The 1,650-nt window shown below is 26.4% G+C and carries 1 protein-coding gene; it reads left to right on the forward strand.

Features of this window, described 5'->3' with window-relative positions:
• Positions 1-184 precede the first annotated feature (184 nt).
• Positions 185-1,519 carry a T9SS type A sorting domain-containing protein gene (locus ACOSP6_RS00120; protein ID WP_422092309.1) on the forward strand — a complete coding sequence of 445 codons (1,335 nt, stop codon included), beginning with the start codon at positions 185-187 and terminating at the stop codon, positions 1,517-1,519.
• The last annotated feature ends 131 nt before the right edge of the window (positions 1,520-1,650 follow it).

Below are 1,650 nucleotides of genomic sequence, written 5' to 3' on the forward strand. Positions count from 1 at the left end.
AAAAGAATAAGAAATTTAAATTTAGGGGACGGGTTAATTATTAAATTATAATTGACTTTTAATGTGAAGCGTTGAGTAAAATCAGCGCTTTTTTTCATTCAACAATTTTTTAAAGCCATTCAGAAGAAGAAAAATTATCAAAACCTATAATAGTCTAGTTTTGAGTAAAATAATTATAAAACTTATGAAAAATAAACTATCTCTAGTAGCTCTTTTAGGAAGCTTCACATTATTAAGTCAAAATATAGTTTTCACAGACGGTACATTTAAAAGTGAACTTTTAGCCCACGGAATAACAATTACGGGGCAAAACATTAGTGTTATTGATGTTAACGGTGATAATGAGATTAGCTTCACGGAAGCCCAAAACTATTCAGGAAATATTAATTTAACAAATTCAGGATTAACAACCTTACCACCGATTTCTGAAATGGATGGTATAGAATATTTTACAAATATTCAAGAATTAACGATAAATAACCATCATATAAGTAGTTTAGACTTATCAAATAATATAAGTCTGAAAAAACTGTCAACCTTCTATTGCGGCTTTTTAAATAATTTAAATTTAGGAAATATTCCTATTGAATCGCTTGAAGTAATTCAATCTTCAATTCCGAATGTTACATTTCCTACTACGTTAAAAGATATAAATATTGAATATATATCTCCATTAGTAACTAATCTTGACTTTTCTAATTGTGTTGATCTTGAAAACCTAAGATTAACTAGGTATTACGGAACTGTAAACTTAAATAACTCTAGGCAACTACAATCAATTTTTATTCAACAAAATTTACAATTAAATAGTTTGAACTTGTCTTCAAATGTTAATTTAAAAGATGTTAATATTAGTTATACAAATCTAACTGCATTAGATCTTTCAAATAAAAATGATATTGAAAATATATCTATATCTTTCAACGATCTCCTTACATCTTTGAATGTAACTAATTGTATAAATTTGAGCTATTTGTACGTTAGAAATAATCAATTAACAGATTTAAATTTAACAACAACTCCAATTGTTAGTAATATTCAATGTCAAAATAACAAATTGACGAAACTAAATTTGGCTAACGGAAACAACCAAATCTTGAGCAACCAGAACAATTATCGTATGGATGCAACTGGAAATCCTGATTTAAAATGTATTAATATTGATTATGGTTTTATTCCTCAAGTTCTATTTTGGAATAAAGATATAACTGCAACATACAGTTATAAATGTATTTATCCGATGGATAAGGAACCTGGAGATCCAAGTTTGCCTACTTTAGAATCATTCCGCGAAGCTTCGACTTCATTAGATGTTTATCCAAATCCTTCGAAAGGAATTATTTATGTAAAATTTAATCAAGCGATACAACAGATGAACTTATTAAACATAAATGGAGAATTAATTTCAAGTAAATTAAACGGAAATACAATAAATATGTCAAACTTAAAGAAGGGAATGTATCTCTTAGAAATAAGAACTGAAAATAAAATTATTAAAAGAAAAATTATAAAAGAATAAGAAATTTAAATTTAGGGGACGGGTTAATTATTAAATTATAATTGACTTTTAATGTGAAGCGTTGAGTAAAATCAGCGCTTTTTTTCATTCAACAATTTTTTAAAGCCATTCAGAAGAAAAAAAAACTATAA

It is taken from the genome of Tenacibaculum sp. MEBiC06402, assembly GCF_049239625.1.
Lineage (GTDB): Bacteria > Bacteroidota > Bacteroidia > Flavobacteriales > Flavobacteriaceae > Polaribacter.

Coding starts and splice junctions, on each gene's coding strand:
- ACOSP6_RS00120 (WP_422092309.1), top strand. CDS start 185: ATGAAAAATAAACTATCTCTAGTAGCTCTTTTAGGAAGCTTCACATTA.